Consider the following 7155-nt stretch of genomic DNA (forward strand, 5'->3'; position numbering starts at 1 on the left):
ATTCGCAACTCTTGCACGGCTCCTTCATCCAGCCGGTGCCGCGATAGCGGTTGAAGGCCTCGGAGTTCTGCCAGATCCAGGCGATCGAATGGTTGGAGCGCACGGATTCGAAGTCGAGCCCGGTGATGCTCTCGGCGGCGTGGCAGGGCAGCACCTTGCCGGCGGGCGAGATGTTGAAGAACTGCCGGCCCCAGCCGCCCATGCACTTCTTCGGCCGCAGTGCGTAGTAATCCGGCACGACATAGTCGATCGTCAGCCGGCCCTTCAGCCGCTCGCGCGCCTCCTCGACGATCCGGGTGCACTCGTCCAGCTGCGCCACGGTCGGCATCAGCGCGGCGCGGTTCTTCAGCGCCCAGCCGTAATACTGCACATTGGCGACCTCCAGCCGGTCGGCGTCGAGGTCGAGCGCCATCTGGATGATGTCGGGGAGCTGGTGCAGGTTCTGCCGGTGCATCACTGCGTTCACGGTGAGCGGCAGGTCGAGCTCGCGCGTCCATTTCGCGACTTCGAGCTTCTTGCGGTGGCCGCCTCTGTAGCCGGCGACGCGATCGGCGGGGCCTTCCTCGATGCCCTGGAAGCTGATCTGCACGTGGCAGAGCCCGGCATCGGCGAGATCGCTGAGCTTCTCACGCGTCAGCAGCACCGCCGAGGTGATCAGATTGGTATAGAGGCCGGCATCGCTCGCGTGCTTGACCAGCTCGACGAGGTCCTTGCGCGCCGTCGGCTCGCCGCCGGAGAAATGCACCTGGAGCACGCCGATCTCGGCGAGCTCGCTCAGGACCTTCTTCCATTCGTCGGTGGTCAGCTCCTTGCCCGAGCGGTCGAGCTCGACCGGGTTGGAGCAATAGGGGCATTGCAGCGGGCAGCGATGGGTGATCTCGAGCAGCACGGCGAGCGGAATGCCGAAGGTCTCCGCCGTCGAGCGTTGCTTCTCCAGCACCGCAAGGCTGTCGCTGGGTGGGATGGTCACGTCGCTCATGACGTCTTCTCCCTGATCTCGGTGAGAAAGCCCTTGTCGGCGAGATCCTGCAGCATGGCGATGACGTCGGCCAGGATCGCCTCGCGCGGCGCTGCGTATTTCGCAGCCAACTGATCGGCGACGTCTCCGACATTGCGGTCGCCATCGCAGAGCTGCAAGACCTCGACCGCGATCTCGTCCGGGGCCAGCACGCGCTCCGGCGCCAGGATCACCCAGACTTTTCGCGTCTCGTCGTATTTCAGCTTGGCATGCCGCGGCAGCACGGGGCGGCTTGCCTCGCTGACGCTGATATGACGCGGCCCGGCCATTGCTGTTCCTCTTCAACCCGCTTTGGGCACGAACGCGCCCGGCGGAATGTGGCCATCGACATAGGCGTGCTGGAGCGCGTCCAGCTGCACCCACAGCACGTTGGTCTTGAAGATCAGCGCGTTGCAGACGGAGGCGCGCTCCTCCGGCGTCCTCGCATGCGACTTGACATAGTCGAGCGCGAAATTGGCATCGCGCGGCGCCTGGGTCAGGCGCCGCTTGAAGTAGCTCATGATGTCGGGGTTGACGAAATCGTAATGCTCCAGCATGCCGGCGATGCGCTCTTCATGCAGGTTCGGCGCGAACAGTTCGGTGAGCGAGGAGGCGATCGCCTCCAGCGGGCTCTTCTCGCGGCAATAATGCACATAGGCTTCCACCGCGAAGCGCGTCGCCGGCAGGATGCCTTCGGTGGATTCCACGTAGGCCGTGTTGAGCCCGAGGCCTTCGGTCAGCTTCAGCCAGCGTTCGATGCCGCCTTCGCTGCCGACATCGCCGTCATGGTCCTCGATACGATGGCGCCATTCCAGGCGGGTGGCGCGGTCGCGGAAGCGCGAGATCACCACCGCGTCCTTGATCGGGATCGTGCTCTGGTAATAGTAGCGGTTGAGCGCCCAGGCCTGCACCTGGCCCTTGTTCAGCTTGCCGCCATGCAGCAGCTTATGGAACGGATGCAGGCTGTGATAGCGCGTCGCCCCGATATGGCGCAGCGTTGCCTCCAGCTCCTCGGCGGAGTTGAGCCTGATATCCCTGCCGATCGAGAGCGCGGTCATTCCAGTCAGTGATGCGGCATTCACAGCACGATCTCCGTTCCATCCGCGGGTATCTGCCAGCCCGCCTGCTCCGCGGCTTTGCGCTCGGGCGAGCCGGGCAGCAGCACCGGATTCGAGTTATTGATATGCAGAAACAGCTTCCTGTCGATATTGAGGTCGGCCAGCCGCGCGATGGCGCCGTCGTCGCCGGACATGGCGACATGTCCCATGCTCTTGCCGGTCTTGTGGCCGAGGCCGGCTTTGATCATCTCGTCGTCGCGCCAGACGGTGCCGTCGAAGAACACCAGCGCGGCGCCGTCGATCTCGGCCTTGAGCGCGTCGGTCACCTCGGCGCAGGCCGCGATGAAGTAGAAGAACTTGCCCGTGGCCTTGTCGGTGATCTTCAGGCCCAGCGTGTCGCCGTCGCCGCTCTCGCCGCCCGGATGCACCTTGCCTTCCAGGTACCAGGCCGATTTGCCCGGCACCGCGAAGGGCAGCACCTCCAGGCCGGAGCGCGCACCATCCGGCAGGCGGGGCTCGAACGGCTCGCGGAGAGCGATCGGCTGGCGCCGCACGTTCTTCTCGTTCAGCACGTTGAAGATGCTGTTGGCGCCGAGGATCGCCAGCACCTTCTCGTGCGCATACACCGTAAAGGGCGAGCCCTCGCGCATTGACAGCAGGCCCGCCACCGCATCGACTTCGCTGTTGGTCAAGATCACGCCCGCAATCGGCGTGTGACGCAGCGCGCCCGCCTTGGGGTGCAGCAGTGGCGTGGCATTCAATTGCTGGCGCAGGTCCGGGGAGGCATTGATCAGGAACCAGTGCTCGCCGTCGCCGCTGAAGGCGACCGAGGCTTGGGTCCGCTGAAGCTCACGGCCGCCGTGACGAGCCGCCCGGCAGCCCTCGCAGCCGCAATTCCACTGTGGAACTCCGCCGCCGGCCCCGGCGCCCAGGACGACGACGCGAAGCATGATCCGTCTCCTGGAGGCAAATTCGCGAGGTGGATCTCAGGCCGACACAAATCCTGTCTTCCGGAAACGCATCGTGACCGAAAGATCCACCTGCGCAGAACGCGATCTCGCCAGCCGCTTACTTGCGGGTGGCGCTCACATACATGTTGATTTCCATGCCGCAGGGCACTTCGACGATCTTCGGGGCTTTCCAGGCCATTTCGGCTCTCCATTTTGCGAATTCGGGACGTATTCGCCCGCCCAATAGACTAATGCTGGCGGAGAAGTTCGCCAGTGAAATTTTCCCGACCTAGGTAGTAGACCGGCAGAATTGCTGCATTGCAAAGAGAGCGCATTGCGGCCGTAAAGATGAGCGAAGCCATACGCAAAATAGCCAATAGGTCGTGATTCCTGTCGGGATAAACGAGTTGTGAGTATGGAATGGCTTCTATTCGGCTACAGGCGACCCCATTGGATCAGGCATGCCCAGATATTTCTTCAACACCCGCATCGGCGACGAATTGATCGTGGATCCTGACGGCGAGGACCTGCGCAACCCCGATCGCGCCTGGGAGGTCGCGCGCCAGATGATTCTTGAAGTCGTGAAGTCGGAAGGCACCCAGCGGGCCCTGCTGGAGGCAGTCATCGAGGTGACCGACGCCGATGGTGAGATCGTGCTGGAGTTTCCCTTCACCGAGGCCCTGCTGGACCTGCCGGACCCGTCCGCGACGCGGCATTAGAGGCCGACGGCCGGATTAGGGGCACGCAGCTCTCTCCACGTCGTTGCGAGGAGCCCTTGCGACGAAGCAATCCAGACTGCTTCCTCGGAGGCAGTCTGGATTGCTTCGCTACGCTCGCAATGACGGCGAATGAGGCGCCACCTGGCGCCAAACCCGCCCTCCACCCCCGCGAAATCCGCATGGCCTTGCCGCGTTCCCGGCGCTAAAAGACGCCGGTCACACGGAGCAAGCCATGCAAGATCTCTGGCGCCTGTCGGCTGCCGACCTCGCCACCCTCGTCAAATCCAAAAAGGTGTCCGCCAGGGAAGCCGCGCAGGCCGGCCTCGCCCGCCTGGACGCCGTCAATCCCGCGCTCAACGCGGTGATCGACCATAGGCCGGACGATGTGCTCAAGCAGGCTGATGCCGTCGATGCCGCGATCGCGCGGGGAGAGGACCCCGGTGTGCTCGCCGGCGTGCCGGTCACCATCAAGGCCAATGTCGACCAGGAAGGCTTTGCCACCACCAACGGCCTGAAACTCCAGCGCGACCTGATCGCGCGCGAGGACAATCCGGTGGTCGCCAATTTCCGCAAAGCCGGCGTCGTCCTGCTCGGCCGCACCAACTGCCCGGCCTTCTCCTACCGCTGGTTCACCACCAATCTCGTTCATGGCGACACCAAGAACCCGCGTGATGCCACGCTGACGCCGGGCGGCTCGTCCGGCGGCGCCGGCTCGGCGGTCGCCGCCGGCATCGGCCATATCGCCCATGGCACCGACATCGCCGGCTCGATCCGCTATCCCGCCTATGCCTGCGGCGTGCACGGCTTGCGCCCGACGCTCGGCCGTATCCCCGCCTTCAATCCGGCGCTGCCGGAGCGCCCGATCGGGCCGCAGATCATGGCGGTCTCCGGCCCGCTGGCGCGCACCGTCAACGACATCAGGATCTCGCTCGAAGCGATGTCGGCCCGCGACATCCGCGATCCCTGGTTCGTGCCGGTGCCGCTCGAAGGCCCCGCGCGGGACAAGCGCGCCGCGCTCTGCCTCAATCCGGGCGGCCTTGCCACCACGCCGGAGGTGAAGGCGGCGGTGAGCGATGCCGGCAAGCGGCTGGAGCGCGCCGGCTGGACCGTCGACATCATCGAGGACACGCCGCCGATGCGCGAGGCGGTGGAGTGGCAGATCAAGCTCTGGCTCGGCGACGGTTATGAGGCGCAGCTCGAGATGGCCGAACGCGAGGGCGACCCCGGCGCGCTGGCGTGCCTGCGCGGCAACCGCGCCAGGGTCACGCCGATGGATCAGGCGAACTATGCGAAGGCGCTGACCCGCCGCGCCACGCTGACCCGCGATTGGATGCTGTTCTTCGAAAAATATGCAGTGCTGCTGACGCCGGTCTCCGGCGAGCTGCCGTTCCCGGATCATCTCGACTGCAAGGACGACGAATCCTTCAAGCGCGTCTGGGAGGCGCAGCTGCCGCAGATCGCCATTCCCTTCATGGGATTGCCGGGCCTCGTGGTCTCCACCGGCCTCGTCGGCAAGTCGCCCGTCGGCGTGCAAATCGTCTCCGGCCGCTACCGCGAAGACCTTTGCCTGCTCGCCGGCGAAGCGATCGAGGCCGGCGGCGTACCGCCGTCGCCGATCGACCCCGTGGGCGAGCGATGACCGTCATCTACGACTTCAAGGCCAACTCGCTTGCCGGCGAGGAGGTGCCGATGCGCCGTTTCGAGGGACAGGTGCTCCTGATCGTCAACACCGCGAGCAAGTGCGGCTTCACGCCGCAATATCGCGGCCTCGAGGATCTCTACCGCGATCTCTCGCCGCGCGGCTTCTCGGTGCTCGGCTTTCCCTGCAACCAGTTCGGCGCGCAGGAGCCGGGGCAGGCGAGCGAAATCCAGGTGTTCTGCTCGACCAATTACGACGTCACCTTTCCGCTGTTCGAGAAGATCGATGTCAACGGCGCCAACGCGCATCCTCTGTACGAGTACCTGAAACGTCAGCAATCCGGCCTCTTGGGCGCCTCCATCAAATGGAATTTCACCAAATTCCTGGTGGACCGTGCCGGCAAGGTGGTCGCGCGCTACGCGCCGACCGCGCGGCCCGAAGGATTGCGGCAGCAAATCGAGACCCTGTTGTGAGCGAGACGATCATGAGCGAAGAATTTCCGGACCGCCTGTCGGTCGATCCGAACAGCCCCTACTACAACGCGGACATCCTGGCGCGCGACGTCGGCATTCGCTTCAAGGGCATCGAGAAGACCAATGTCGAGGAATACTGCATCAGCGAAGGCTGGGTCCGCGTCACCGCCGGCAACGCCAAGGACCGCCACGGCAATCCGCTGACCATCAAGGTGCACGGGCCGGTGGAGCCGTACTTCAGGGACAAGAAATGACGGCGAAGCCGTCATTCCGGGGCTCGCGAAGCGAGAACCCGGAATCTCGAGATTCCGGGTCTGGTCCTTCGGACCATCCCGGAATGACGTGCTCATAAGCGAAAGCCACCTCCATGTCCGTCCGCATCGTCGACGTCCGCGAGATCACAAAGCCGATCTCATCGCCGATCCGCAACGCCTATAAAGACTTCACCAGGATGACGACGAGCCTGGTCGCCGTCGTCACCGATGTGGTGCGCGAGGGAAAACGCGTCGTCGGTTACGGTTTCAACTCGAACGGTCGCTACGGGCAGGGCGGCCTGATCCGCGAGCGGTTCGCCGCGCGCATCCTCGAAGCCGATCCGAAGTCGCTGCTGGATAGCCCCGGCGACAATCTCGACCCCGACAAGGTCTGGGGGGCGATGATGACCAACGAGAAGCCGGGCGGCCATGGCGAGCGCTCGGTCGCGGTCGGCACCATCGACATGGCGGTGTGGGATGCGATGGCGAAGATCGCGGGCAAGCCGCTGTTTCGCCTGCTCGCCGAACGTCACGGCGTGACCGCCAATCCGCGCGTCTTCGTCTACGCCGCCGGCGGCTACTACTATCCCGGCAAGGATCTCTCGATGCTGCGTGGCGAGATGCGCGGCTATCTCGACCGCGGCTACAACGTCGTGAAGATGAAGATCGGCGGCGCGGGAATCGAGGAGGATCGTAAACGTATCGAGGCTGTGCTGAAGGAGATCGGCAAGGACGCGCAGCTCGCGGTCGATGCCAACGGCCGCTTCAACCTGGAAACCGGCATCGCCTACGCAAAGATGCTGCGCGACTATCCCTTGTTCTGGTACGAGGAGGCCGGCGATCCCCTCGACTACGCGCTGCAGGCCGCGCTCGCCGAATTCTATCCCGGTCCGATGGCGACAGGCGAGAACCTCTTCAGCCATCAGGACGCCCGCAATTTGATCCGCTACGGCGGCATGCGCCCCGACCGCGACTGGCTGCAATTCGACTGCGCACTGTCCTACGACCTGTGCGAGTACCAGCGCACGCTGGAGGTGCTGAAGACCCACGGCTGGTCGCCGAGCC

General features: G+C 64.7%; 10 protein-coding genes. 5 read left to right on the forward strand and 5 right to left on the reverse strand.

Features of this window, described 5'->3' with window-relative positions; genetic code table 11:
• The 5 genes from pqqE to pqqA form a co-directional block, all read right to left on the reverse strand.
• On the reverse strand, window positions 1–979 hold a 979-nt coding region (gene pqqE, locus IC50_RS31255; protein ID WP_035714253.1), incomplete at its 3' end, for a pyrroloquinoline quinone biosynthesis protein PqqE.
• A complete protein-coding gene (gene pqqD, locus IC50_RS31260; RefSeq protein WP_035714255.1) occupies window positions 976–1287 on the reverse strand; it encodes a pyrroloquinoline quinone biosynthesis peptide chaperone PqqD in 312 nt (103 codons plus the stop codon). The genes pqqE and pqqD, both read right to left, overlap by 4 nt.
• 12 nt (window positions 1288–1299) lie before the next feature.
• The gene (gene pqqC, locus IC50_RS31265) at window positions 1300–2055 is read right to left on the reverse strand and encodes a pyrroloquinoline-quinone synthase PqqC (RefSeq protein WP_440588157.1); all 756 of its coding nucleotides are present in this window, start codon (window positions 2053–2055) and stop codon (window positions 1300–1302) included.
• Between the two features lie 20 nt (window positions 2056–2075).
• The gene (gene pqqB / locus IC50_RS31270) at window positions 2076–3005 is read right to left on the reverse strand and encodes a pyrroloquinoline quinone biosynthesis protein PqqB (protein ID WP_035714259.1); all 930 of its coding nucleotides are present in this window, start codon (window positions 3003–3005) and stop codon (window positions 2076–2078) included.
• A 118-nt stretch (window positions 3006–3123) separates the two neighbouring features.
• Window positions 3124–3204 (reverse strand): pyrroloquinoline quinone precursor peptide PqqA, encoded by an 81-nt coding sequence (gene pqqA, locus IC50_RS31275; protein ID WP_007595659.1) that lies wholly within the window; start codon window positions 3202–3204, stop codon window positions 3124–3126.
• A 262-nt stretch (window positions 3205–3466) separates the two neighbouring features.
• Between pqqA and IC50_RS31280 the strand changes: the two genes are divergently transcribed.
• From IC50_RS31280 to IC50_RS31300, 5 genes are all read left to right on the forward strand, one after another.
• Window positions 3467–3724: a DUF6894 family protein gene (locus IC50_RS31280; RefSeq protein ID WP_035714263.1), complete on the forward strand. Its 258-nt coding sequence runs from the start codon at window positions 3467–3469 to the stop codon at window positions 3722–3724.
• Between the two features lie 232 nt (window positions 3725–3956).
• Window positions 3957–5363 carry an amidase family protein gene (locus tag IC50_RS31285; RefSeq protein WP_035714265.1) on the forward strand — a complete coding sequence of 469 codons (1407 nt, stop codon included), beginning with the start codon at window positions 3957–3959 and terminating at the stop codon, window positions 5361–5363.
• Window positions 5360–5836, forward strand: a complete 477-nt coding sequence (locus IC50_RS31290; RefSeq protein WP_035714270.1) for a glutathione peroxidase — start codon at window positions 5360–5362, stop codon at window positions 5834–5836. The genes IC50_RS31285 and IC50_RS31290 overlap by 4 nt, the downstream gene beginning before the upstream one ends.
• 11 nt (window positions 5837–5847) lie before the next feature.
• Window positions 5848–6090 (forward strand): DUF3297 family protein, encoded by a 243-nt coding sequence (locus IC50_RS31295; protein ID WP_035714278.1) that lies wholly within the window; start codon window positions 5848–5850, stop codon window positions 6088–6090.
• Between the two features lie 113 nt (window positions 6091–6203).
• Window positions 6204–7155: enolase C-terminal domain-like protein (locus tag IC50_RS31300; protein ID WP_035714275.1), on the forward strand; the 952-nt coding region annotated here is incomplete at its 3' end.

Origin of the sequence: Bradyrhizobium genomosp. I (2014), assembly GCF_000261685.1 — a bacterium.
Lineage (GTDB): Bacteria > Pseudomonadota > Alphaproteobacteria > Rhizobiales > Xanthobacteraceae > Bradyrhizobium.